Origin of the sequence: Salinispora mooreana (assembly GCF_000379065.1) — a bacterium.
GTDB lineage: Bacteria > Actinomycetota > Actinomycetes > Mycobacteriales > Micromonosporaceae > Micromonospora > Micromonospora mooreana.
In genome coordinates, this window is record NZ_KB900614.1 from 2,581,065 (window position 1) to 2,605,282 (window position 24,218).

21 protein-coding genes are annotated in these 24,218 nt (G+C 72.1%); 3 read left to right on the forward strand and 18 right to left on the reverse strand.

Going from position 1 to position 24,218, the window contains the following annotated elements; genetic code table 11:
- Positions 1-125 precede the first annotated feature (125 nt).
- From SALPAC6_RS0112185 to ftsY, 7 genes are all read right to left on the reverse strand, one after another.
- The gene (locus SALPAC6_RS0112185; RefSeq protein ID WP_018253695.1) at positions 126-1,205 is read right to left on the reverse strand and encodes an amidohydrolase family protein; all 1,080 of its coding nucleotides are present in this window, start codon (positions 1,203-1,205) and stop codon (positions 126-128) included.
- A gap of 137 nt (positions 1,206-1,342) precedes the next feature.
- Positions 1,343-2,887: a signal recognition particle protein gene (gene ffh, locus SALPAC6_RS0112195; protein ID WP_018253696.1), complete on the reverse strand. Its 1,545-nt coding sequence runs from the start codon at positions 2,885-2,887 to the stop codon at positions 1,343-1,345.
- Positions 2,888-3,053: 166 nt separating this feature from the next.
- Positions 3,054-5,348, reverse strand: a complete 2,295-nt coding sequence (locus SALPAC6_RS0112200) for a [protein-PII] uridylyltransferase (protein WP_018253697.1) — start codon at positions 5,346-5,348, stop codon at positions 3,054-3,056.
- Between the two features lie 27 nt (positions 5,349-5,375).
- Positions 5,376-5,714, reverse strand: a complete 339-nt coding sequence (locus tag SALPAC6_RS0112205) for a P-II family nitrogen regulator (RefSeq protein ID WP_018253698.1) — start codon at positions 5,712-5,714, stop codon at positions 5,376-5,378.
- Positions 5,715-5,774: 60 nt separating this feature from the next.
- The gene (locus SALPAC6_RS0112210) at positions 5,775-7,148 is read right to left on the reverse strand and encodes an ammonium transporter (protein ID WP_018253699.1); all 1,374 of its coding nucleotides are present in this window, start codon (positions 7,146-7,148) and stop codon (positions 5,775-5,777) included.
- A gap of 194 nt (positions 7,149-7,342) precedes the next feature.
- Positions 7,343-8,200 carry an aminoglycoside phosphotransferase family protein gene (locus tag SALPAC6_RS0112215; RefSeq protein WP_018253700.1) on the reverse strand — a complete coding sequence of 286 codons (858 nt, stop codon included), beginning with the start codon at positions 8,198-8,200 and terminating at the stop codon, positions 7,343-7,345.
- Between the two features lie 10 nt (positions 8,201-8,210).
- Positions 8,211-9,410, reverse strand: a complete 1,200-nt coding sequence (ftsY, locus tag SALPAC6_RS0112220) for a signal recognition particle-docking protein FtsY (RefSeq protein ID WP_018253701.1) — start codon at positions 9,408-9,410, stop codon at positions 8,211-8,213.
- Positions 9,411-9,553: 143 nt separating this feature from the next.
- Here ftsY and SALPAC6_RS0112225 point away from each other — a divergent pair, with 143 nt between their 5' ends.
- Both SALPAC6_RS0112225 and SALPAC6_RS0112230 read left to right on the forward strand, forming a co-directional pair.
- On the forward strand, positions 9,554-11,290 hold the full coding sequence (locus SALPAC6_RS0112225) for an alkaline phosphatase D family protein (RefSeq protein WP_018253702.1): 1,737 nt from the start codon (positions 9,554-9,556) through the stop codon (positions 11,288-11,290).
- 72 nt (positions 11,291-11,362) lie between these two features.
- Positions 11,363-11,890 carry a DinB family protein gene (locus SALPAC6_RS0112230; protein ID WP_018253703.1) on the forward strand — a complete coding sequence of 176 codons (528 nt, stop codon included), beginning with the start codon at positions 11,363-11,365 and terminating at the stop codon, positions 11,888-11,890.
- A gap of 3 nt (positions 11,891-11,893) precedes the next feature.
- Here SALPAC6_RS0112230 and SALPAC6_RS0112235 read toward each other — a convergent pair whose 3' ends face one another.
- The 3 genes from SALPAC6_RS0112235 to SALPAC6_RS0112245 all read right to left on the reverse strand — a co-directional run bounded on the left by SALPAC6_RS0112235 (position 11,894) and on the right by SALPAC6_RS0112245 (position 16,696).
- On the reverse strand, positions 11,894-12,517 hold the full coding sequence (locus SALPAC6_RS0112235; RefSeq protein ID WP_018253704.1) for an HAD family hydrolase: 624 nt from the start codon (positions 12,515-12,517) through the stop codon (positions 11,894-11,896).
- The gene (gene smc / locus SALPAC6_RS0112240; RefSeq protein WP_018253705.1) at positions 12,514-16,110 is read right to left on the reverse strand and encodes a chromosome segregation protein SMC; all 3,597 of its coding nucleotides are present in this window, start codon (positions 16,108-16,110) and stop codon (positions 12,514-12,516) included. The genes SALPAC6_RS0112235 and smc overlap by 4 nt, the downstream gene beginning before the upstream one ends.
- A 391-nt stretch (positions 16,111-16,501) precedes the next feature.
- Positions 16,502-16,696 (reverse strand): hypothetical protein, encoded by a 195-nt coding sequence (locus SALPAC6_RS0112245; protein WP_012181397.1) that lies wholly within the window; start codon positions 16,694-16,696, stop codon positions 16,502-16,504.
- 373 nt (positions 16,697-17,069) lie between these two features.
- Here SALPAC6_RS0112245 and SALPAC6_RS0112250 point away from each other — a divergent pair, with 373 nt between their 5' ends.
- Complete coding sequence (locus SALPAC6_RS0112250) at positions 17,070-18,497, forward strand: CAP domain-containing protein (RefSeq protein ID WP_033666355.1); 1,428 nt, start codon at positions 17,070-17,072, stop codon at positions 18,495-18,497.
- Positions 18,498-18,579: 82 nt separating this feature from the next.
- Here the strand turns inward: SALPAC6_RS0112250 and mutM are convergent, their stop codons facing one another.
- The 8 genes from mutM to rsmD form a co-directional block, all read right to left on the reverse strand.
- A complete protein-coding gene (gene mutM, locus SALPAC6_RS0112255; RefSeq protein ID WP_018253707.1) occupies positions 18,580-19,443 on the reverse strand; it encodes a bifunctional DNA-formamidopyrimidine glycosylase/DNA-(apurinic or apyrimidinic site) lyase in 864 nt (287 codons plus the stop codon).
- On the reverse strand, positions 19,436-20,194 hold the full coding sequence (gene rnc, locus SALPAC6_RS0112260; RefSeq protein WP_018253708.1) for a ribonuclease III: 759 nt from the start codon (positions 20,192-20,194) through the stop codon (positions 19,436-19,438). The genes mutM and rnc overlap by 8 nt, the downstream gene beginning before the upstream one ends.
- Complete coding sequence (locus tag SALPAC6_RS0112265; protein ID WP_018253709.1) at positions 20,191-21,171, reverse strand: fatty acid synthesis plsX protein; 981 nt, start codon at positions 21,169-21,171, stop codon at positions 20,191-20,193. The genes rnc and SALPAC6_RS0112265 overlap by 4 nt, the downstream gene beginning before the upstream one ends.
- A gap of 114 nt (positions 21,172-21,285) precedes the next feature.
- On the reverse strand, positions 21,286-21,459 hold the full coding sequence (gene rpmF / locus SALPAC6_RS0112270; RefSeq protein WP_012181392.1) for a 50S ribosomal protein L32: 174 nt from the start codon (positions 21,457-21,459) through the stop codon (positions 21,286-21,288).
- Positions 21,460-21,464: 5 nt separating this feature from the next.
- Complete coding sequence (locus SALPAC6_RS0112275) at positions 21,465-22,028, reverse strand: YceD family protein (protein WP_026189600.1); 564 nt, start codon at positions 22,026-22,028, stop codon at positions 21,465-21,467.
- A 146-nt stretch (positions 22,029-22,174) separates the two neighbouring features.
- On the reverse strand, positions 22,175-22,672 hold the full coding sequence (locus SALPAC6_RS0112280; RefSeq protein ID WP_018253711.1) for an SPFH domain-containing protein: 498 nt from the start codon (positions 22,670-22,672) through the stop codon (positions 22,175-22,177).
- Between the two features lie 208 nt (positions 22,673-22,880).
- The gene (coaD, locus tag SALPAC6_RS0112285) at positions 22,881-23,369 is read right to left on the reverse strand and encodes a pantetheine-phosphate adenylyltransferase (RefSeq protein ID WP_018218927.1); all 489 of its coding nucleotides are present in this window, start codon (positions 23,367-23,369) and stop codon (positions 22,881-22,883) included.
- Positions 23,366-23,929, reverse strand: a complete 564-nt coding sequence (rsmD, locus tag SALPAC6_RS0112290; protein ID WP_026189601.1) for a 16S rRNA (guanine(966)-N(2))-methyltransferase RsmD — start codon at positions 23,927-23,929, stop codon at positions 23,366-23,368. The genes coaD and rsmD overlap by 4 nt, the downstream gene beginning before the upstream one ends.
- Between the last annotated feature and the right edge of the window lie 289 nt (positions 23,930-24,218).

A 24,218-nucleotide genomic window follows, 5' to 3' on the forward strand; every position in this document is an offset into this window, starting at 1 on the left:
TCCTATGTGCCGCCGGGGCGGTCGCCGCCAGCGGGCGGTCGCTCCACCCCCCGCCGGCGGGGGCGGAGCTCGCCATCGTGGACTACAAGACCGGCCGGGCTGGACCGCCGACCCGCCTCGGTGGATCAGCGCAGGACCCGGCCGCGGAGGACGACCCGGTCGGGGGCCCGGACGACGCGGAGGTCCCGCCGCGGGTCCTGCGGGTAGACGACCAGATCGGCCAGGCCCCCCTCGACCAGGCCGGGGAAGCCGAGCCACTCGCGGGCCCGCCAGGAGGCGGCGGCGAGGACGTCCTCGGCCGGTATCCCCGCTTCTTCGTGCAGCAGCAGCATCTCCTCGGCGGCCAGCCCGTGCGCGATGCCACCGCCGGCATCCGTGCCGACGTAGATCGGCACGCCGGCCTGGTGGGCGGCGCGGACCACCTCGGGGAAGCGGTCTCGTAGGGCGAGCATGTGGTCGGCGTAGCGGGGAAACTTCGCCCGCGCCTGGTCGGCGATGCCGCCGAAGGTCCTTATGTTGATCATGGTGGGTACGAGCGCGGTGCCCTGCCGGGCCATCACGTCGATCAGGTCCAGGCTCAGGCCGGTGCCGTGTTCCACCGAGTCGACCCCGGCCCGCACCATGATCTCGACGGCGGACTCGGAGAAGGTGTGCACCGCGGCGCGGGCCCCGGCGGCGTGCGCGGCCCGAACCGCGGCGGTCATGGTCTCCGCGTCCCAGGCCGGGGCGAGGTCGCCGACGCCGCGATCGATCCAGTCGCCGACCAGCTTGACCCAGCCGTTGCCGGCGTCGGCCTGCGCGGCGACGGTCGCGGCCACCGCCGCCGCGCCGACCTCCACCCCGACGCCGCGCAGGTAACGCTTCGGCGGGGCGACGTGCCGGCCGGCCCGGGCCAGTCGCGGCAGGTCCGTAGCGTCGTCGAGCTCCGGATACGGGTACGGGGAGCCGGCGTCCCGGATGGCGAGCACCCCGGCGTCACGGTTGACGTGGGCCAGCTCGCGGGCCTGGTCGAGCGAGGTGATCGGCGTCCCGCCCCGCGCGATGCCGATGTGGCAGTGCGCGTCGGTCAGGCCGGGGAGCACAAAGCCACCATCCGCGATGGTCTCCGCGCCGGCCACCGGCTGGAACGTCACCCGGTCACCGACCAGCCAGATGTCCCGGACCTCGTCTTCGGGCAGGAGCACACCGCGCACGTGCAAAGCCATAGACTCAGTCCTACCTGATCGCCCGCCGGGACATGCGGGCAGGCCACCGCCGACGGGCCACGACCGGCGCCGCATCGGCCACGGCCGGCGCCGGAACAGCCGCGATCAGCACCGACCTGGCCCCGTTTCGGTCCCGGTCAACGGGGGTGTTGATCACCCTTACCGAGCTTGTTGAAGTCGATCTTCGGGAGCTTGAATCCCGGCGGTAGCCCCTGGCCGGCCAGGTCGTCGGGGCCCAGGCCGGGCGGCAGCTTCGGCATGCCAGCGGGGAAGCCGCCCCGCGCCCCCGTGCCCGCCCGCGACCGACCGCCGCCCTTCCCGCCCTTACGCTTGTTCTTCGGCGACTTGGTCGCCTTTCGGCGCCCTCCGGGCAGGCCCATCATGCCGCCCATCTGCTTCATCATCTTCTGGGCGTCGGTGAAGCGGTTGAGGAGCTGGTTGACGTCCATCACGGTGACCCCGGAGCCGTTGGCGATGCGGGCCCGACGCGAACCGTTAATGATCTTCGGGTTGGTGCGCTCGGCCGGGGTCATCGACCGAATGATCGCGGTGATCCGGTCGAAGTGCTTGTCGTCCACCTCGGCGAGCTGGTCTTTCATCTGCCCCATGCCGGGCATCATGGCCAGCACGTTGGCGATCGGCCCCATCCGCCGAACCGCGATGAGCTGGTCGAGGAAGTCCTCCAGGGTGAACTGCTCACCGCCCATCAGCTTGGCGGTCATCTTCTCTTTCTGATCGACGTCGAAGGCCTGTTCGGCCTGCTCGATCAGGGTGAGAACATCGCCCATGCCGAGAATCCGGCTGGCCATCCGGTCCGGGTGGAAGACATCGAAGTCCTCCAGCTTCTCGCCGGTGGAGGCGAAGAGGATCGGCTGGCCGGTGACCTCCCGGACCGACAGCGCGGCACCACCACGGGCGTCACCGTCGAGCTTGGAGAGGACCACACCGGTGATGCCGACGCCGTCCCGGAACGCCTCCGCGGTGCGCACCGCGTCCTGGCCGACCATGGCGTCGATGACGAAGATGACCTCATCCGGGTTGACCGCGTCCCGGATGTCGGCCGCCTGCTGCATCATCTCGGCGTCGATACCGAGGCGGCCGGCCGTGTCCACGATGACGATGTCCCGGGCAGCCCGACGGGCGTGCTCGATCGAGGCGCGGGCCACCTGCACCGGGTCACCGACGCCGTTGCCGGGCTCCGGGGAGTACACCTCGACGCCGGCGCGACCACCGAGCACCTGGAGCTGCCCGACGGCGTTGGGGCGCTGTAGGTCGGCGGCGACCAGCAGCGGCTGGTGACCCTGGCCGCGCAGCCAGCTTGCCAGCTTGCCAGCGAGGGTGGTCTTGCCGGAGCCCTGGAGACCGGCCAGCATGATCACGGTCGGCGGTTGCTTGGCGAACTGAAGCCGCCGCGCCTCCCCGCCGAGGACGTTGACCAGCTCCTCGTTGACGATCTTGACGATCTGCTGGGCCGGGTTCAGCGCCTGGGAGACCTCGGCGCCCCGCGCCCGCTCCTTGACCCGCGCGATGAAGCCCTTGACCACCGGCAGCGCCACGTCCGCCTCCAGCAGCGCGAGCCGGATCTCGCGGGCGGTGGCGTCGATGTCGGCGTCGGTGAGCCGTCCCTTACCGCGGAGCTTGGTGAAGATCCCGGACAGGCGGTCACTCAAGGTGTCAAACACGCGAACATCCCGTTTGTCAGAGTTCTGGTGAGCACGAGCACGGCCGGACGAGCTGTCCAGCCACCGCTAGGGTATCCGGCCCGCGATGCACCCGCTTCCGGCCGGCACACCCGACGCACCCGACGCCGCCCGCGGACCCGCCATCCGGCGGACACAATTCGCCCCCTCATCGCGCCGCAGCCAGGACAGCGGCGGAGATCCGCGCCTGGGTCTCGGCGTCCAGCCCGGCACCGACCAGGTAAAACGCGTCCACCACGGCGGCGCCGAGGGTGGAGATCCGCGCCGCCCGCAGCTGAACTCCCACCTCGTCCAGCGCGGCGCTGACCCGGTGGAGCAGGCCAGCGGCGTCAGCCGCCCGCAGCTCCAACACCACCGCGTCGGTGGCGGCCTCCCGGTACCACCGCACCTGGGGCGCGGGCCCCGCGCCACCGGCGGTGACGGCCCCACCCCGCAACCGCTGAATCACCGACCCGTCACCGGCCACGGCCCGGCGTAGGTCGGCGCCGAGCGCTACCGGATCCGGCGCGAGGCCGTAGCGGGGTTGGACCCGGAACTCGACCAGTGCCCGCCCGGACACCGTCGAGGCATCCGCGGAGATCACGTCGAGCCGGTGCAGGGCCAGACAACCGGCCACCGTCGTGAGCAGGCCACGCCGGTGGGCCGCCGCCACCGCCACCTCGTCCCCGGTCAGCCGGACAACCGGCAGCGGGCCGGCGACCAGGGCCGGATCCGGAACGGGCGGTTCGGGTGGCCGGCCGGTGTCCAGTGTGGTGCGGACCCGCGCCACCAGATCGGCGACGAGCCGTTCCTTCCAACGCGACCAGGCGGCCGGTCCGGTGGCCGCCGCGTCGGCCCGGACCAGGGCGTGCAGCAGCTCCAGCGTGGTGGTGTCGACGACCTTCGCCGCCACGCCGGCCACGGTCACCGGATCGGCCAGGTCGCGACGGGTCGCCACCTCGGGCAGGAGCAGGTGCAACCGGACCAACCGCCCGATCAGCGCCACCTCGGCCGCGGGCAGGCCGATCCGGGCGGCGACCGCCGTCGCGATCGGCGCACCGACCTGACTGTGGTCACCGGGTAGCCCCTTGCCCACGTCGTGCAGGAGGGCACTGAGCAGGAGCAGGTCCGGCCGGTCCACCTCCCGGGTACGTCGGCTGGCCTCGTACGCGGTCTGCACCAGGTGCCGGTCGAGGGTGAACCGGTGCACCGGGTGGCGCTGGGGCAGGCTCCGGATCCGGGTCCACTCCGGCAGCCAGCCGTCAACCAGCCCGTACCGGTCGCACGTCTCCCACGTCGACACCAGCCCCGGCCCTGCGCCCAGGAGCGTGACCAGGGCGGTGCGCGCCGCGGCCGGCCAGGGATTCGGCAGCGGTGGGCAGTAGGCGGCCAGCCACTCGCAGGTGGCCGCCGCGATCGGCAGACCGGTGGTCGCCGCCGCGGCGGCGACCCGCAGGGACAGGCTCGGCTCCGGGCGTACCCCGATCACCGCGCGGGCGAGCACCAGCTCACCGTCGTGCTCGACCACGTCCCGGGCCACCGGCCGACGGAGCGGTCGCCCGTCGGCGCCCCGGCGCCGGGCGCGGAGCCGGTCGGCTGCCCGGAAGGCGTCGTCCAGGGCGTGACTGACGGTCCGGGCGTCGTTGGCGACCCGGCGCAGTAGCAGGTCCCCCTCGTCCACCGGCTCCGCCGCCGGGTCGGCCCGCGGCTGGCGCAGCCCGAGCAGGGCGGCGACCCCGGCGCGTTCCGGGGCGACCAGCCGGTCCACCCGCCGGCCGGCCCGCAGGTGCAGCGCGTCGCGGGTGTCCAGTAGTCGCAGGTGGGCGGCGCGGACCGCGGGCCGGAGCGCGGTGGTGACGCCGGCGCGGGCGATCGCTCGGAGGAGCCCCACGTCGCGAAGCCCACCGGCGGCCTCCTTGAGATCCCCCTCGAGCAGGAAGGCCAGCTCCCCGTGGGCCGCCCAGCGGGCCTCGGTCAGCTCACGCAGCCCCGGCAGTCGGCGCACCGCGCCCCGCCGCCAGTGGTCGGCGGCCGAGCGAACCAACCGGTCGGCCAGCGCCTCGTCACCCGCGACGAAGCGGGCGTCGAGCAGGCCGAGAGCCACCCGGACATCATCCTGGGCGACCACGAGGGCCTCGGGGACGGTTCGTACCGAGTGGTCGAGCCGCAGCCCGGCGTCCCAGACCGGATACCAGATGCCGGCGGCCAGCTCGTCCACCTCGGGCACGTCGGCGTGCAGCAGCAGCAGGTCGAGGTCCCCGTACGGGGCGCACTGACGACGGCCGAGCCCGCCCACCGCGACCAGCGCGACCCCGTCCCGCCCGGGCAGCAGCCCGGCGAGCCAGTCGTCGATGGATGCGGCCCGGGCCGCCCGGGTGCCGGCGTCGATCCCGCCGGGAGCACCGCTGACCTCGTTGACCAGGAGGTCCGGTCCGGCCGTACGCTTCTTGATCAACGAGGTCATCGGTGCCCACTCCCGCCGGCGGGGCGCCTACACGGCGTCGAGGCCGCGTTCACCGGTACGGACCCGGACGACCTCCTCGACCGCGGTGACCCACACCTTGCCGTCACCGATCTTGCCGGTCCGGGCGGCGGCGACGACGGCGTCAACGATCTTGTGAACATCCAGCTCGTCGGTGAGTACCTCCACCCGGATCTTGGGCAGAAACTCCACCGTGTACTCGGCACCCCGATACACCTCGGTGTGCCCCTTCTGACGGCCGTACCCCTGGACCTCGCTGACGGTCAGGCCGGCCACACCGAGCGCGTGCAGGGCCTCCTTCACCGCGTCCAGCTGGTATGGCTTGATGACCGCGGTCACCAGCTTCATGTCCAACCCCTCCATTCCCGGAACGTTAACCAGCGACCTGCCCGACGGCGGGCCCGCCGCTCACCGCCGACCACCCGCCGACGAGGCCGACGCGACCTGCTCCGCGGCGCTGCTCTCCCCGGCCGGCTTCCCGCCGGCCAGGCCCGCCGCCGCGAACGCGCCGCCACCGGCGGCACCAGCGGCGGGAGAGAGGTCGTAGCCGCTCTCGGCATGCTCGGCGATGTCGATCCCCGCCACCTCGGCCTCCTCACCGACCCGGAAGCCGATCGTCTTCTCCAGGACGAGGGCGAGGACGAACGCCACCGCGAAGGAGTAGCCGGTGACGATCACCGCGCTGAGTGCCTGGACGCCCATCTGGGCCACCCCACCCCCGTAGAAGAGGCCCTCGTCACTGACCAGCGAGCTGACCGACGACGTGCCGAAGAGACCGATCCACAGGCAGCCGATCCAGCCACCGACGAAGTGCACGCCGACGACGTCGAGCGAGTCGTCGAAGCCCAGCCGATACTTCAGACTCACGGCCAACGCGCAGCCCGCACCGGCGACCAGGCCGAGCAGCACCGCGGCCCACGGGGTGATGAAGGCGCAGGCCGGGGTGATCGCGACCAGCCCGGCGATGGCGCCGGAGGAGGCGCCGACCAGGGTCGGCCGGCCGTCCCGCGCCCGCTCCACCAGCAACCAGCCGAGCACGGCGGCGGCGGTCGCCACCTGGGTGTTGACGAAGGCCAGCCCCGTGGTCAGGTCCGCGGTCAACTCGGAGCCGGCGTTGAAGCCGAACCAGCCGAACCAGAGCAGGCCGGCACCGAGGGCGACCATCGGGACGTTGTGCGGCTTCATCGTCTCCCGGGGCCAGCCGAGCCGGCGGCCCAGCACCAGCACCAGGGCCAGCGCCGCCGCCCCGGCGTTGATGTGCACCGCGGTGCCACCGGCGAAGTCGAGCGCGCCGAGCTCCGCACCGATGAATCCGCCGCCCCAGACCCAGTGGGCGACCGGGAAGTAGACCAGACTCGCCCAGCCGACCACGAACAGCAGCCAGCCGGAGAACTTGGCCCGGTCCGAGATCGCACCGCTGATCAGGGCGACGGTGATGACAGCGAACATCATCTGGAACGCCATGAAGACGTAGAGCGGGATGCCGGTCTCGCCCCACAGGTCGGTCTCCGCCATGAAGGTCTTGGTGCCGAGGTACTGGCCGAGGTCGCCGATGACCCCGCCCTGATCCGTGCCGAAAGCGGCGGAGAAGCCGTAGAACAACCAGAGAATGCTGACGAGCCCGATCGCGGAGAAGCTCATCATGATCATATTGAGGACGCCCTTGGCCCGGTTGAGGCCGCCGTAGAACAGCGCCAGTCCAGGCGTCATGAGCAGCACGATCGCGCTCGACACCAGCAGCCACGCGGTGTTGCCGGTGTCGATGGTCGGTGCGTCAGGCACGCTGGCCTCCTAAGGTGAGGTTCCCTCCCTAACGGCTTCCGAGGCAGCGCTGCCCGTCCACCGGTTACCCGGAAGCCTGCTCGTTCCCTGTTTCCGGTAGCGTCACCCATCGATTTCCAGGCGGTGACGACCTGTTTCGTACGTGTGAAGAAGGCCGGATCCATCCGGACGGATGAGGTCGCGGCAGCCGACCGTCAGCGCAGGGCGCCCTCCAGGGCGTGCCGCTCGTACTCGAGCAGGCGCAGATCCCGCATCGGGCGGCGCAGGTGCCCCCGGTTGACGATCCGCACGAAGGCCGGATCCCCGGCCGCGGCCATCCGCCGGATGCCCTCCACATGGTCAACGATCCGCTTGCGGATGGTACGGACCAACCGATGCCGGTCGCGCGGGAGGAGCCCGTACGCGTCGGCGAAGAGCCGCAGCCGCCGCGGCCGGTCCGGACGCCGCCACCCGAGGGTGATCGAGTCACGGTCGGCGAAGACCGGCACCCAGGTCCAGGCCGCGTACGCGACGTCGTAGATGCGGGATCCCGGCGAGGCGAGATCGAAGTCGATCATCCCAAGGGTGCCGTCCGGGCGCCAGATGACGTTGTGCGGGGCGACATCGTGGTGGCAGATCACCTCGTTCTCCGGCGACGGGCCGAAGGAGCGCCACACCGCCCCCTCCGGCAGGACGAGGCCGTACTGCGCGTCGTGAAACATCCGCAGCATCGTGGCGACCGTCACCAGCGCCTCGTCGGTGACCCAGTGCGGGGCCAGCGGGTACTCCCCGCACTCCCCTTCCAGGTACGACAACACCTCGCGGTTACGCTCGTCCATCCCCAGCGCCCGGGGGGCGCCGGTGAAGCCCACATACTCCAGGTGCCGCAGCAGGGCGTGCACCGACGGTGTCCACGGGCCGGCGTTGCGCCGGACCGTGTCCCCGACCCGGACCACCGTGCTCACGTTGCCGCCGCGCAGCGGGATCTCCTGGGCCATCACATAGGGCCGCCCGAGGCGGGACGTCGGGCGGTGCGGGTCGCGCCACCCCGCGTGGGCGCGATCGTTGGTCATCACCGTGGGGTTACGCGTCCGGCCCGGTCTCGGCGCCCAGCAACGCGTCCACGAACTGCGCCGGGTCGAACGGAGCCAGGTCGTCCTTGCCCTCACCGAGACCGACCAGCTTCACCGGGATGCCCAGCTTGCGCTGCACGGAGATCACGATGCCGCCCTTGGCGGTGCCGTCGAGCTTGGTGAGCGCGACCCCGGTCACGTCCACCGCCTCGGTGAAGACCCGCGCCTGTTCCAGACCGTTCTGGCCGGTGGTGGCGTCGAGGATCAGCAGCGTCTCATCGATCGGACCATGCTTCTCCACCACCCGCTTGACCTTGCCCAGCTCGTCCATCAGGCCGACCTTGTTCTGGAGCCGGCCGGCGGTGTCGACCAACACCGTGTCCACCCCGGTCTCGATCCCGCGTTTGACCGCGTCAAAGGCGACACTGGCCGGATCGGCCCCCTCCGGACCCCGGACGGTCTCCGCCCCGACCCGGCCCGCCCAGGTCTCCAGCTGGTCCGCGGCGGCGGCGCGGAACGTGTCGGCCGCGCCGAGGATCACACTTCGGCCATCCGCCACCAGCACCCGAGCGACCTTGCCGCAGGTGGTGGTCTTCCCGGCCCCGTTGACCCCCACCACCAACAGCACCGCCGGCACGCCGTCCTTCGGCGCCGTGTGCAGGGCGCGGTCCAGCTCCGGATCGAGGGCGTTGACCAGCTCGGCGGCGAGCAGCGTACGCAGCTCAGCCACGGTGCGGGTGCCGAGCACCCGGGTCCGCTCGCGGAGCCGGTCAACGATCTCCCGGGTGGAGTCGATGCCGACATCCGCGGTGATCAGGCTGTCCTCGATCTCCTCCCAGGTCTCCTCGTCGAGGCGGTCCCGGCTGAGCAGGCCCAGCAGCCCCTTGCCGAACACGTTCTGCGAGCGGGACAGCCGGGAGCGGAGCCGAACCAACCGTCCGGCGGTCGGCTCCGGGACCTCCACCGGGACCTCAACCGGGACCTCCGGCACCGGGGGAGCCGGCGGCGGCTCGACCAGGATCCCGGTGGACGGCTCCGCCTCGGCCGCCTCGACCGGCGGTCCGGCGAGGTCCTCCTCGGCGCCGGTCTCGACCTCCGTCGTCGGCAGCGGGGGCTCCCGACGGCGGCGCAGCTTCGGTGCCACCAGCCCGACGGTGCCGAGAATCAGCACGCCGAGCAGGGCGAGTGCGATGAGGAGGTAATCCGTCATGCCCGAAATCCTGTCAGACGCGGGCGACTGCGTCTCCACCACTGCACCCCCACCGGAAACCGGCGGGCAATAGGCTCGTCGCACCCACTGCTGCACCCCGCCGGCCGGGTAGCAGGGACGACACGCTCATCGGGAGGCCCACCATGCCCGCCGCAGACCTGCTCGTCGGCCCGCTGCTGCGCCGGGTGGTCGGCACGCGGGCCACCATCTGGGTGGAGACCAGCGCCCCGGCGACGGTCACCGTCCGTACCGCCGACGGTGCCACCGGCACCGCACCCACCTTCTCCGCCTACCAGCACCACTACGCCCTGGTCGTGGTCTCCGGGCTGAGCCCCGACACCGCCAGCAGCTACGAGGTGCTGCTCGACGGGGAACCCGTCTGGCCGCTGCCCGGCCCGTACCGGCCCAGCGTCATCCGCACCCGGGCCGCCGACGACCGGGACCAGCCGGTACGCCTGGTGTTCGGCTCGTGCCGGGAAACCACCCAGCACGCCACCGCCCGCCGGCTGCCGCCGGACGCGCTCGACGCGTACGCCCGGGGGCTGGCCGCCACCCCCGACCCGGCGGAGCTGCCCGACCTGCTGGTGCTCCTCGGGGACCAGGTGTATGCCGACGAGACCTCACCGACCGTACGCCGGCTACTCCGGCGGCGTCGCCGACGGCCGGTGGGCGCGCCGGTGGACCAGGTGGTCAGCTTCGACGAGTACACCAAGCTCTACCTGGAGTCGTGGCGCGCGCCGGAGACCCGCTGGCTGCTCTCCACCGTGCCGAGCGTCATGATATTCGATGACCACGAGATCGTGGACGACTGGAACACCTCCGCCGCCTGGCGCGCGGACGCCCGCGCCCAGCCCTGGTGGGGCGAGCGCATCAGCAGTGGGCTGGCCTCCTACTGGGTCTACCAGCACCTCGGCAATCTCGCGCCGGAGGAGGTCGCGGCCGACCCGCTCTACGCGAGGGTGACCGCCGCGGCGGACGCCACCGGCGTACTGCGCGACTTCGGTCACCAGGTCGACCGGGAGTCCGACCTCGCGCACGATTCCGAGCGGCGGCCGGCGGTGCGGTACCAGTGGAGCTTCGCGCTCGATGTCGGCCGCACCCGCCTGGTCATGCTCGACAACCGGTGCGGCCGGGTGCTGGCGCCGGGCCGGCGGGCGATGCTGCCGCCGGCCGAGTGGTCCTGGCTGGTTGACCAGGCCCACGGCAGCTACGACCACCTGGTCCTGGGCTCGTCCCTGCCCTGGCTGTTGCCGCCCGCCATCCACCACGTGGAGGCGTGGAACGAGGTGCTCGCCGACTCCCACCGCCACTGGGTGGCCAACGCGGCGGAGAAGCTGCGCCGCGCTGTCGACCTCGAGCACTGGGCGGCGTTCCGGCGCTCCTTCGACGCGCTCGGCGCCCTCCTCGCCCGCATCGGTGGCGGCACGCCGGACGGGACGACCCGGCCTCCCCGTGAGCCGGGGCAGCCCGGGCAGCCGGCGGCGAGCGACCCCGGCGCCCCGCGGCCGGCGTCGATCAGTGTCCTCAGCGGCGACGTGCACCACTCGTACGTGGCTCGGGCCCGATTCGCCGATCCCGCGGTGATCACCCCGGTCCACCAGCTCACCTGCTCCCCGCTGCACAACCAGGTGCCGGACGCGATGCGCCTACCGCTGCGGCTGGGCTGGTCACCTGCCCTGGCCATGGCCGCCCGAGCACTGTCTCGCACCGCCGGGACCGGCCGGCGGCCGCTGCGCTGGACGAAGCTGGCCGACCCGTACTTCGGCAACGCCATCGGCACCCTGCGACACGACGGACGGGCGGCCGAGGTGACGATCGCGGGCACCACCAGCGCGGGTGCGCTACAGGAGGTGATGCGCCACCAGCTCACCAGCGGCTGACGCCGACGCCGCGGTCCCGGCTCGCCGGGTAATGCGCTCGCCCCGGACCCGGACCGGCGCGAGGATACGGGCATGATCTGGAAAGCACCTGAGATCGACCGCCGACCCGAGCCCGACCACGGCGCGGAACGCGCCCTGCTCACCGGCTGGCTCGACTACCACCGGGACACGTTGCTGCACAAGTGCGCGGGCCTGACCGCCGATCAGCTACGCACCGCGAGCGTCGAACCGTCCCCACTCTCCCTCCTCGGCCTGGTTCGGCACCTGACCTACGTCGAGCGGGCCTGGTTCCGGCAGCGTTTCGCCGGGCAGGACCTGCCCGACCTATTCGACTTCACCGCTGATCCGGACGCCGAGTTCCGGGTGGAGACCGCCGACCCGGAGGCCGATGTCGCCGCGCTCCGGGCCGAGATCGCGGCCGCCGACGCCGCCGCCGCCGGGCGCGACCTCGACGAGGAATTCACCCTGCACCGACGGGACGGCAGCAGCCACCGGCTCAGCCTGCGCTGGGTCTACCTGCACATGATCGAGGAGTACGCCCGGCACAACGGGCACGCCGACCTGATCCGGGAACGCCTCGACGGTGTCACCGGAGACTGACCGTCAGCCGGCCGGAGCCAGGGCGGCCCGCAGGTAGCGCAGGTCGCCGGGGCCGCTCCAGCGGTGCGCCGACAGGCCGGCCACCCGGGCCCCCGCGACCACCCGGTCGTCGTCGTCAACGAGCAGCACCCGCGACGGCGAGGTGCCCAGCGCCTCGCAGGCCGCCTGGAAGTACTCCTTCGCCGGCTTGTGCACGCCGACGACCGACGAGTTGACCACGACATCCAACTCACCCTCGAGCCCGAGGGCGGCGAGGTCGGCATCGAGTACGTCGGTGGCGTTCGTGGCGAGCCCGACCGGAACCCCGGACGCCCGGACCTCCCGGACGAACGCCAACACCTGCGGGTCGACCTCGCCCCGGTAGCGCTGCCACTCGTGCACGGCCGCCTGGGCCTGCTGCTCCCCCACCGACGAGGTCAGCGCCGCGGCCACGCTGGCCGTCCACTCGGCGTGGTTCACCCGGCCGGTCAGTACCGGCTGGAGCAGCCCCCAGGACATCGCGATCTCGCCGAGGACACCGTCGGTGAGCCCGTACGCCCGCTCGACGCCGGCGGCGACCGCCGGGTCCCAGCGGCGCAGCACCCCATCGAAGTCCACCAACAGCGCCGTCGCTCGTTCCCGACTCACTCGTTATCCTCCTGCCCGCCCCCGGCTCGGTCGAGCCGCTGGCTGATTACCTGGGTAACCCCGTTTCGCATGGTCACGCCGTAGAGCGCGTCCGCGACCTCCATCGTCCGCTTCTGGTGCGTGATGACGATCAGCTGGCTCTTCTCCCGCAGCTGCGTGAGCAGCGTGAGCAGGCGGCCCAGGTTCACGTCATCGAGCGCCGCCTCCACCTCGTCCATGATGTAGAAGGGGCTGGGCCGAGCCCGGAAGATCGCCACCAGCATCGCCACCGCGGTCAGCGACCGCTCCCCGCCGGAGAGCAGCGACAAGCGTTTGATCTTCTTGCTCGGCGGGCGGGCCTCCACCTCGACGCCGGTGGTGAGCAGGTCGTCCGGTTCGGTGAGCACCAGCCGCCCGGCACCGCCGGGGAAGAGCACGCTGAAGACCTGCTCGAACTCCCGGGCAGTGTCGGCGAACGCACTGGCGAAGACCGCCAGGATCCGGTCATCCACGTCCTTGACCACGGTCAACAGATCCCGCCGGGTGGCCTTCAGGTCCTCCAGCTGCTCGGAGAGGAACTTGTACCGCTCCTCCAGCGCCGCGAACTCCTCCAGCGCGAGAGGGTTGACCTTGCCGAGCAGGGTCAGTTCCCGCTCCGCCTTGGCGGCCCGCTTCTCCTGCACCGCCCGCTCGTACGGGACCGGCTCGGGCACGGGCTGGCCGTCCCGTTCGGCGGCGGCGACCTCGGCGTCGGTCGGCGGAACCGGCTGGGCCGGACCGTACTCGGCGATCAGGGTCGCCAGGTCCAGGCCGAAGTCCTCGGCCGCCTTCGCCTCCAGCTGCTCGATCCGCAGCCGTTGCTCCGCGCGGGCGACCTCGTCGCGATGCACCTGGCCGGTCAGCCGCTCCAGCTCCGCACCGAGGCGCTTCGCGGCGCCGCGCACCTCGGCGAGCTCGGCCTCCCGGGCGGCGCGTTGACTGGCCACGGCGTCCCGCTGCTGCGCCGCCTGGCCGATGGAGACATCGAGCCAGGCCAGCGCCGTGTGCGCTCCGGCGGCCACCGCCCCGGCGACCGCGGCGCCCCGGGTACGCACCGCCCGTCGCGCCGCCGCCCGCTCCCGGGCGGCCCGCTCGGCCGTGGCCTGCCGGCGTAGCGAGTCGGCCCGTCCGGCGATCGAGGCGACCCGCTCCTCGGCGGTGCGCACCGCCAGCCGTACCTCCATCTCGTTCTGCCGGGCTCGAGGGAGGGCCGCGGCGAGCTCGTCGCGCTCCTCCGTGGCGGGTTCCGCGGCCACCGGCGCCTCCTCGGCCAGCCGCAGCCGCTCCGCCAACTCGGTCAGGGTGGCGAGGTCCCGCTCGCGGGCCTCGGCCGCGCGGGAACGGGCCGCACCGAGCCGTTCGGTCTCGGCCCGCGCCGACCGTGCCGCGGCCCCCAGCTCGGCGAGGCGACGAGCGGCGGCGTTACGGTGACTCTCGGCCTCCCGCTTCGCGGCGGCGGCCTGCTGCACCGCCTCCTTCGCCACGGCCACCTCGGCCCGCGCCTGCACCAGCTGCTCGCGTAGCTGCGCAGCGGTCCGCTCGGCGGCGGCGCGATGGGTACGCGCCTCCTCCACGGCGGCCTGCACCTCGATGAAGCTCGGCGCCTTGGCCGACCCGCCAGCGGCGGCGTACGCCCCGAGCACGTCCCCCTCCGGGGTCACCGCTCGCAGCTCGGAATTGTCGCCGACGACCTCGGCGGCGGTGGCGAGATCGGGAACGAGGACGACATCCCGCAGTGCCCGGTGTACGGCGGGACGGATCTGTGGGGCGCACTCCACGAGGTCCGGCGCCCACTGGGCCCGGTCCGGCAGCTTGGGGCGTAGCGCGTCGGCCGGGCCGGTCATGCCGGGGCCGGCCGGGCTGCCCACCAGCAGACCAGCGCGACCGGCGTCGGAAATCTTGAGTAGGCGGATCGCTTCGGCCGCCTCGTCCACGCCGCTGATCGCGACGGCGTCGGCGAGCCCATCCAACGCAGCGGCGAGGGCCGCCTCATGCCCGGGCGAGACGGTGAGCAGCCCGGAGAGGCCGCCGAGCAGCCCCGGCACCTCACCCGCCCGAGCGAGTAGGGCGCCCGCGCCGTCCTTACGGCGCAGACCCAGGGCGAGCGCCTCCTCGCGGGCCTTCCAGGTGGCGGCGTCCTTCTCCGCGGATCGTTCCGCATCACTGCACGACCGGACCCCCGCCTGCGCCTGTTCCTGGGCGGCGACCGCCTCGGCGTGGCGGTCGTCCAGGCCGGCGTTGTCCCGATCGGCCTCGGTGGACTGCTCCTGCACCGCGTCCAGCTCGGCCTGGGCCCGCTCCGCCCGGGCCAGGGCGTCGGCGTACGCGGTGGTGAGGCGCTCGATCTCCTCACCGGCGGTGGCGGTGCGGGCGCGGGCGGAGTTGACCTGTCCCGCCAGCCGGGCCAGCCCCTCCCGCCGGTCGGCGATGGCCTTCGCCGCCGCCACCAGCTCCCGCTCGGCGGTGGCGAGCTGCCGCTCCAACTCCTGCCGGTGCTCCACCGCCTCCGCCAGCCGGATCTGGTCGTCGGTGAGCGCCGCGCGAAGCTCCTCCTCCTGCTCGCGGACGTGCTCCGCCTCCGCCTCCAGCTGGACCGGGTCACGACCTGACCGCTCGTCGTCGGGTGTGGCGCTGAGGTGACGCCGCCGCTCCCGGGCAAGCTGCTCCATCGACCGGAACCGCTCCTGCAGGGCCGAGAGCCGGTACCAGGTGTCCTGGGCGGCGGCGAGCAGCGGGGCGTCCTCGGCGAGCGCAGCCTCCAGCTCGCCGAGGCGGGCCTGCACCTCGGCATGCTCGGCCTCGACCCGCTCGCGCCGCTCGCGCAGCGCGGTCTCGTCGGCGATCTCCTTGGCCAGGGTGCTGCGGAGGGTGGCGAGGTCGTCGGCGAGTAGTCGGAGCCGGGAGTCCCGCAGGTTCGCCTGGATCACCGCGGCCCGGCGGGCCACCTCGGCCTGCCGGCCGAGCGGCTTGAGCTGGCGGCGTAGTTCGGCGGTGAGGTCGGTGAGCCGGTTGAGGTTGGTCTGCATCGCGTTGAGCTTCCGCAGCGCCTTCTCCTTGCGCTTGCGGTGCTTGAGGACACCGGCCGCCTCCTCGATGAAGGCCCGCCGGTCCTCCGGCTTGGCGTGCAGCATGCCGTCGAGCCGCCCCTGCCCGACGATGATGTGCATCTCCCGGCCGATACCGGAGTCGCTGAGCAGCTCCTGGATGTCGAGCAACCGACAGGAGTCGCCGTTGATCTCGTACTCGCTCTCGCCGGAGCGGAACATCCGGCGGGTGATCGAGACCTCGGTGTACTCGATCGGCAACGCGCCGTCGGTGTTGTCGATGGTGAGGGTCACCTCGGCGCGGCCCAGCGGTGCCCGCCCGGCGGTGCCGGCGAAGATGACGTCTTCCATCTTGCCGCCCCGCAGGGCCTTCGCGCCCTGCTCGCCGAGGACCCAGGCGATGGCGTCGACAACGTTCGACTTGCCGGAGCCGTTCGGACCCACCACGCAGGTGATGCCCGGTTCCAGCTTCAGCGTCGTCGCTGAGGCGAAGGACTTGAAGCCCTTGACCGTCAGGCTCTTGAGATGCACCTTCTCGATCCTCGTCCGGTGGCCGCCGTACCGTCGCCCGGCTGCGCGGACCTGGTGAACCCGCAGACTAACCCGCAGCGGGCAACCACCGCGCACGCGACCCGCCTGCGGCGCCCGCCGCCGGTCAGATCCGATTCAGGTTTCACACCCGAGCCGATCAAGAAAAACGGTGACTCGGGACGTTGTTTCGGCGCCCCTACACAGATCAGGTGACCTGAGACACAGGTGAGCGGAGACAGATAGTAGCCGCCCAGGTGACCGTACACAGGTGACGATTCACACCAGGTGACGGCGTACACAGAACCGCGCGCCGGCACGGTCGTGTCGGCGCGCTTCTTACCTGATGCGATTCAGTTTTCTGCGGACTGCGGATCAGTGCGGACCCGGTGGGTCAGGTCAGCGCGGGCTCGGCGAGACGGAGCAGGTCGTCCGCCTCGGCTGCCGCCGCCGCGAGCCGATCGTTCTCGGCACGCAGCCGCGTGATCTCGAACTCGAGTGCCTGAACCGTGGCACGCAGTCGGGTGACCTCGTCGAGCAGGCGCCGATCGGGCGCCGCACCTACGTGGCCGTACAGGGCCTTCGCCATGTTGACTCCTTGATATGCGCTGCCGGAAAAGCCGGCCAACGCGCGCCCAGTTAGTACGCGACTGTCAATCCAGCAAATTCTGGGCATGACCGGGCGCGACTGGCGACACCTACATATTGAGCCGGCACCCCCTCCTTCGTCAAGTTGCTACAGGCCGTGAACCATCTCCACGTCGACCTGTCCACCTAACGGGGGTTGCCTTTCGGCGCGGACATACGCTGTCCGGACCACCCAACTGTACGCACTACTTCTGCGAACTCCCCACCCCTGGGGTCCTGGATCCCCTTAACTCTTTCTTAGCCACGTTGCCGCAGGCGACGGCTGCGACGTAGCGTCGCCCCGGCCCGCACCTCAACCCGTGGAGGCGACCGTCGTGGACGGCTGGAACGACCCGAGGAACCCGGACGGCAGCCGTCGGCAGCCCGAATCGGCGGCCGACGAGCCAGCGTGGCCGACGGACCGCCCGGAGCCACGCTCCGCCTATCTGTTCGGTGACGAGCCGGACGGCCCCTCCGACGGCTGGGCGCAGCCCACCAACCAGTGGGGGCAGCCCACCAACCGGTGGGACCAGCCCGCCAACCAGTGGGAGCAGCCCACCAACCGATGGGACCAGCCCGCCAACCGATGGGGCCGGCCCGCCGACGAGTGGGACCAGCAGCAGCCGACCGCGCGCTGGGGGCCCGACGCCGAGCCAGTCCGGGGCTGGGGAGCGGCGGAGCACCCGCACTACGGACGCACCGGCGACCCCCACCACGAACAGCCCACGCGAGGCTGGGAAGCCACTCCGACCTGGCAGCACGGGGAGCCCACCCAGAGCTGGCAGCAGGACCAACCGGGCGACTGGCGCGACCAGCGATTCGCGGGCGGGCAGAACGAGGCCACCGGTAGCTGGCACGGCGCGGCCACCGGACGGCCCGAGCCCACCGGCCAGTGGCCGGGCCCGAAGCCGACCGGCTCCTACGCCGACGAACCGACGGCCAGCATGCCGCCCGTCGCGGAGGCCGCACCAATCGGTGACCTGCCGGTTGGTGACGATCGGCCCGGCCGGCGGAACCGACGACCGCTGCTCATCGGCGGAGCCGCGGCGGCAGCCACGCTGGTGGTGAGCCTCGGGGTCGGCGCCGTCACCCTCTCCGGCGGCGGCGACAACGCCAGCCCCACCTCGGCCATCGACGACATCGTGGCGACGAACCCGACCGAGGAGAGTGCGCTCTCCAGCCCGACGCCGACCTCGGCCAGCCCCAGCGCCACACCGACCACGACGTCGCCCACACCGTCGCCGTCGGTCACGCCGAGTCGCAAGCCAAGCCCGACGGCATCGCGCTCCACCGCCACCTCCCGGCCCACCCCGAACCGCACCACCGCGCCCCCCACCAGTAGCACCACCACGCCCGCGAATGGCAGCGGCAACGCCGACGTCAGCGAAGACGCCGCCGAGGTGGTTCGCTTGGCCAACGTGGAGCGCAAGGCGGCCGGCTGCGCGGCGCTGAGCATCGACGACAAGCTGATGACCGCCGCCCAGCGGCACAGCCAGGACCAGGCCGACAACAAGAAAATGTCGCACAACGGCAGCAACGGCAGCAGCCCCGGCGACCGACTCGACGACGTCGGCTACCAGTGGCGCACCTACGGGGAGAACGTCGCCTGGAACCAGCAGTCGCCGGCCGCGGTGATGAAGGCCTGGATGAACAGCCCCGGCCACAAGGCGAACATCCTGAACTGCTCCTTCACCGAGATCGGGATCGGCATCGCGAGCAGCAACGGACCCTACTGGACGCAGGTCTTCGCCGCGCCCCGTTGACCACGGGTCGTCGGCCGTCCCGTCCCCACCGGGTGCCCGGTTGAGCAGCGCCGAACGGCGTCCTCAACCGGGTGCCCTCGGTTCAGCCGCGAGTCGATGCCGGCCCACGCGGCCGCGGCTGGCAGCGCGGGCAGCTGAACGACGAGCGGTTCATGAACGCCTCGCGGCGCACCGGCGCACCGCACCGCCGGCACGGCTGGTCCGCCCGCCCGTATACGTTCAGCGCCCGGTCAAAGTACCCGCTCTCGCCGTTGACGTTGACGTACAGGGCGTCGAAGCTCGTTCCGCCCTCCTTGATCGCCTCGCCGAGCACGTCCCGGACGTGCCCGAGCAGGCGCAGTGCGGCCGGGCCGGTCAGCCCGTCGGCGGGCCGGGCACCGTGCAACCGAGCCCGCCAGAGGGCCTCGTCGGCGTAGATGTTGCCCACGCCGGAGAGCAGCGTCTGATCCAGCAGAGCTCGCTTGATCTCGGTACGGCGGCGGCGCAGCGCCGCGACGAAGGTGGCGTCGGAGAACTCCGGGTCCAGCGGGTCCCGGGCGATGTGTGCGATCTCCGTGGGCAGCTCCGCACCCCCGGCGCTGACCGACAACCCGCCGAACGTGCGTTGGTCAACGAAGCGCAGCTCGGGTCCGTCATCAGCGAACCGGAACCGGACCCGGAGGTGGGTTTCGTCCGGCGCCCCAGCCGGCTGCAGGAGTAACTGTCCCGACATCCCGAGGTGCCCGATCACCGCATCGCCGCTGTCCAGCGGTAGCCACAAATACTTTCCGCGCCGCCGCACGTCCCGGATCGTCGTCCCGACGAGCACGTCGGCAAAGTGGGCGGCGCCGCCCGGGTGTCGACGCACCGCGCGCGGGTGCAGCACCCGCACCTCGGCGATCCGCCGCCCGATCACCCACTGCGCCAGCCCCTGCCGGACGGTCTCGACCTCCGGCAGCTCAGGCACTGCCGGCCGTCCCGCTGCCCGCGCTGGCCGGCTCCTGCTCCGCCTGCTCGGTCAACATCCGCCAGGCCGCCTCGGCGGCCCGCTGCTCGGCCTCCTTCTTGCTCCGCCCCTCCGCGCCGCCGTACCGCCGGCCGGCCACCACCACCCAGGCGGTGAAGGTCTTCAGGTGGTCAGGCCCGGTGCCCTCGATCCGGTACTCCGGGACGCCCAACCCCTGCGCGGCGGTCAACTCCTGCAGGCTGGTCTTCCAGTCCAGCGCCGCGCCCCGCCCGGCCGACTCGGCCATCAGCGGGTCGAAGAGACGGTGGATGACGCTCGCCACGGTCTCCAGGCCGCTCTCGAGATAGATCGCACCAAGCAGCGCCTCCAGCGTGTCGGCGAGGATGCTCGCCTTGTCCCGCCCGCCGGTGCTCTCCTCCCCCTTGCCGAGCAGCAGGTACGGGCCGAGGCCGGTGGGCCCCAGACCGCGGGCCACCTCGGCGAGGGCCCGCATGTTGACCACGCTGGCACGCAGCTTCGCCAGCTGCCCCTCGGGCAGGTCCGGATGGTTGTGGAACAACGCGGTGGTGATCACCACGCCGAGCACCGAGTCGCCGAGGAACTCCAGCCGCTCGTTGGTGGGCAGACCGCCGTTCTCGTACGCGTACGAGCGGTGGGTCAACGCCCGCTCCAGTAGCTCCGGGTCCAGCGCCACGCCGAACGCCGCCTCCAGGTGTACGACGGCCGGCCGCCGACGCTTGTCGATGTTCATGATGTGCGTACCTCGGTGTCGGTGATGCGGTCGTAGCGGTCCGGGTGAGCTTCCGCGCCGATCTCGGAGAGGAGCACACGGACCTGGTCGGCGGCCCCACGCCGGGCCAGGTGGGCGGCCAACGCGATACCCGAGGCGATGTCCCCTCCGTGGGCGGCACCATGGCAGACCACCACCGTGCCAGCGACGCCGAGCAGGGCAGCGGCCCGGGGAGCCCGGCCGCCAGCCGGTGGGCCACCGGTCAGTGCGTACGCGCCCTCGATCGCCTTGAGCAGCACGTTACCGGTGAATCCGTCGGTAACCACCACATCGGCGCGCGCGCCGGACGCAACGTCGTACCCCTCGACCAGCCCGACGTAGCGGGCGGCGCACGGCAGCGGCGCCGCGGCGAGGGCGGGATCGGCCAGGCGTCGCGCCCGGTCGCCCTTACCGGGCTCGGTGCCGATCGAGAGCAGCCCGACCCGCGGCGACTCGACCGCATGCGTGACGGCGGCGTACGCGGCACCGAGCGCCGCGTGCCGGGCGAGAGTAGCGGGGCGGGGCTCCAGTGAGCCGCCGACGTCGACGAGGACCACCGGGCCGTTCACCCCGGGCAGGGTGGCGGCCAGGGCCGGCTGCCGCACGTTGGGCCAGCGGCCCAGCCCGAGGGCCGCGGCGGTGACGGTGGCGCCGGTCGAACCGGCGGAGACGAGCGCGTCGGCGGCGCCGTCGAGGACCGCGTCCACGGCGACGCCAACAGTGGAGTTGGCGCGCGCGGTGGTGTGGTCGCCCCACTCGGCGGGGCGACCAGTGATCCGGGCGCGCTGCGTCGGATCGAGGTCGGCGGTCAGCTCGCCGAGCGTCTCGGGCGGGCCGATGAGCAGGACATGTAGGTCGGGGTCGGCACGGACGGCCCGCAGAGCGCCGTCAACCACGACGGCGGGAGCGTCGTCCCCGCCGAGGAGGTCGACGGCGATCCGCACGATGCCCGGCTCCACCGGGACCTCGACCGGAACAGGCCAGCCGGCGGCGATGGGAGCCGGGACATCGGGCGAGCGCCGGGGCGCACGCGCCGCCCGACCAGAGGTCGGGGGCGTCACTCGTCGTCCAGGTCAGACCTCAAGGACCTGACGGCCGTTGTAGGTGCCGCAGACGGAGCAGGCGGCGTGCGGCAGCTTGGCGGACTTACACTGCGGGCAGGCCACGGTCGCAACCGCCGCGGTCTTCCACTGCGCCCGACGGGACCGGGTGTTGCTGCGCGACATCTTGCGCTTGGGGACGGCCACGGTTCTTACTCCTCTTTACGGGTCAGTTGCGACAGGGCCGCCCAACGTGGGTCGACCTGCTGGTGGCTGTGATCGGCCGGCAGCTCGGCCCAGCCCACCCCGCAGTCGGGGCACAGGCCTGGGCAGTCCTCCCGGCAGAGCGGGTTGGTCGGCAGCGTCAACACCACCGCGTCCCGCAGCACCGGCTCCAGGTCGATCAGATCGCCCTGCATCCGGCCCACCTCGTCCTCGTCGGCCGTCATGTCCGTGGTGCTGTTCTCGTACGCGTACAGCTCCTGGACCGGGACGGCCGCGACATCGTCGATCTCGCGCAGGCAGCGGCTGCACTCGCCCCTGATGGGACCACTGATGGTCCCGGAGACGAGCACCCCCTCGGACACCGACTCCAACCTCAGGTCGAGGTCGAGGTCAGCACCAGCCGGCACGCCGATCAACTCCACGCCGAGGTCCGCCGGTGCCGCCGCCACCCGCCGGACCGTACGCAACGCGCCAGGCCGACGCGGCAGGTCCCTCGTGTCGAGGACCAGCGGCGACCTGGGGTCGAGTGGTGCAGGCGTGTGCTTGGGCATAGTTAGACTCCGGCCGGTGGGAGGGCCGACACCCGAGGTTACCTGGGTGGCCGCCGCACCGTCGAACCGGGGGCGCTTCCACCCCGCGGCAGTGGCGTACCGCGCCCGCTCCGGCGCGGCTCCACCCGCGGCCCTGGCTGCCGGCCCTAGAAATTCAATGGCCGTTCGGCCTCTTCTCCGCTGAACGTGCCGATCTCCCGGAGCGCGTGCATCTTGTCCCGACCCCGCTCGATCGAGGCGAGGGCTCGGGTAAGGAACTGCTCGAAGTTGGCGAGCGCGGTGTCGACGTAGTCGTCCACCTCGTCCCGGAGCCGCTGCGCCTCGGCCCGCGCCTCGGCGACGATCCGCGCCCCCTCGTGCTCGGCGGAGACGGTGATCTCGTTCACCGACACGAGCCGGGCGTGCTCCGTCTCCCCCTCGGCGATGATCCGGTCGGCCTCACGCTTCCCGGCCTCCATGATCTTGTCTCGCTCATCGAGCAGCGCGGCGGCCCGGCGCAGGTCCGCGGGCAACTCGGCGCGTAGTTCGTCGAGGACAGCGATCATCTCGCCCCGGTCGAACATGCAGTTGTTGCGCGACATCGGCACGGAGCGGGCCTGCTCCACCAAGGTGATCAGTTCGTCGATTCGATCGAGCGGGTCCACTGGTACCTCACTCCTGTCGTTCGTCGGCCGATCTCCATGATGCGGGTTGAACCCCGGATTCGGCGCCCCCACACATGATGCGTTGTGCCATCCACCGGTGCATCATGCCCCCTCCCGGCGCGTCGCCGGGAGGGGTCGACCTCGGCGGACCGAAACCGAGACACCGTCCACAGAACCGAGATGTCAACGACGAGACACCAACGACGGGTCAGGGACGCGACGGCGGGTCGAGGCGGGCCAGCAGGGCTTCGCGGACCACCTCCGGCACGTGGGCGGAGATGTCACCACCCCACTTCGCCACATCCTTGACCAGACTCGAGGAGAGGAACGAGTAGAGCGGGTTGGTCGGCATAAAGAGCGTCTCCACGCCGGCCAGGCCGATGTTCATCTGGGCCATCTGCAACTCGTAGTCGAAGTCACTGACCGCCCGGAGCCCCTTGATCAGGACACTGGCCCGCTGGGCGTGACAGAAGTCCACCAACAGACCGCGGAACGACTCCACCCGAACATTGTCGTACGACGAGATCACCTCGCGAAGCATGTCGATGCGCTCGTCAACGGTGAACAGACCGGTCTTCGACTGGTTGATCAACACTCCGACGATCACTTCGTCAAAGAGCCGGCTGGCCCGGCCGATGATGTCGAGATGACCATTGGTGACCGGGTCGAACGAGCCGGGACAGACCGCACGCCTCATGATCGGCGACCGTACCAAAGAATGGTTTCGCCGTACCGGCGGCTGCGCTCCCCGGTGACACCTGGCACCCAGCCGATCGGGCCGCTGCGACTCGACCGCTCCACGACGATGAGGGCCCCGGGCGCCAACCACCCGTTCTCGGCGAGCGCGGCGAGCACCGCGGAGACCTCCTCGTCCGGCACCGGGTAGGGCGGGTCGGCGAAGACCACGTCATACGGGCCCTCTTCGGGGCCCGCGGCGAGCACGGTGGCGACCTTCCCGGCAACCAGGCGGGCCGCCGGACCGGTCCGCAGTGCGGCCATGTTCGCCCGGATCGTCCGGGCGGCCCGCGGGTTCGACTCGACCAAGAGCACGTGCGCGGCACCCCGGGAGAGCGCCTCCAGCCCCACCGCCCCGGACCCGGCGTAGAGGTCGGCGAAACGGGCCCCCTCCAGGTCGGCCGCCGCCTCAACGGCGCTGAACAGCGCCTCCCGGACCCGGTCGGAGGTCGGCCGCGTGCCGGCGCCGGGCGGGGCGGCGATCCGGCGTCCACCGAGCGCGCCCGCCACGATGCGCGTCAACGCCTGCTCCTGGTCATGGTGCGACGCTACGTCACCTGTACCGGCCCGAGCACGTCCGGGCCGAACCGGGCCAGAAGTTACCCGACTCCGCACATCGGACAGTTATCACCCGACAACCCTCCGCCAATCAATGATCACGAATCGACAACATCACGCGAACCCCCTCATCCCGGCCCCCGAGATTGATCAAAAGCCAGTACAGTCACCATTTGTGCGCCCGCTCCGGCGAGCGCAGCCTGTGCCCAGGCGAGCGCCGTGAGCCCGCGGTCCACGCCAATGTCGCCGCTAT